Here is an 815-nt window from a genome sequence, read left to right on the forward strand (position 1 = left end):
TGCCAGAACGGCATCCCGACGACCGGCGTGCTCGCGTGTGCGGTCTCGCGCGCATCCATCGGCCCGGCGAGATACGCGGCACGGCCGGCCTCGACGCCCTGCGCAAACGCGCGCGCCATGATTTCGGGGTGCGTGGCCTGCGACACGGCGGTGTTCAGCAACACGCCGTCGAAGCCCCACTCCATCACCTGGCACGCATGCGACGGCACGCCGAGCCCCGCGTCGACGATCAGCGGCACGTCGGGCAGACGTTCGCGCAGCACGCGCAGGCCGTACGGGTTCACGACGCCCTTGCCCGTGCCGATCGGCGCGCCCCACGGCATCAGCGCCTCGCAGCCGACGTCGAGCAGGCGCCGGCCGATCACCAGATCCTCGGTGCAGTACGGCAGCACCTTGAAACCGTCCTTGACCAGTTGCGCGGCCGCTTCGATCAGGCCGACCGGGTCGGGCTGCAGCGTGTAGTCGTCGCCGATCAGTTCGAGCTTGATCCAGTCGGTGCCGAAGACCTCGCGCGCCATGTGCGCGGTCGTCACCGCTTCGGCGACGGTCTGGCAGCCGGCCGTGTTCGGCAGCAACGGCACCGCGTGGCGCTTGAGCAGGTCGAAGAAGCCGGCTTCGGCCGTGCCGCCCGTCATCTGGCGGCGCAGCGCGACCGTCACCATCCCCGGCCGCGACGCGGCGATCGAATCGGACAGCGACTGCAGCGACGGATAGCGCGACGTGCCGATCAGCACGCGGCTTGCGAAGGTTTCGCCGTACAGCGTCAACGCGTCGGCGGAGGTGAGGGACGTCATGTCGTTTTCCTGAAAGAGCGG

Annotated in this window: 1 protein-coding gene; it reads right to left on the reverse strand. The window is 69.7% G+C overall.

Annotation, left to right across the window (positions count from 1 at the left end):
• Positions 1 to 794 (reverse strand): thiazole synthase (locus tag G3N99_RS40835; RefSeq protein ID WP_206125265.1); only part of this gene is annotated, 794 nt, incomplete at its 3' end.
• Positions 795 to 815: the final 21 nt, after the last annotated feature.

Origin of the sequence: Burkholderia sp. Ac-20392 (assembly GCF_017104585.1) — a bacterium.
Lineage (GTDB): Bacteria > Pseudomonadota > Gammaproteobacteria > Burkholderiales > Burkholderiaceae > Burkholderia > Burkholderia lata.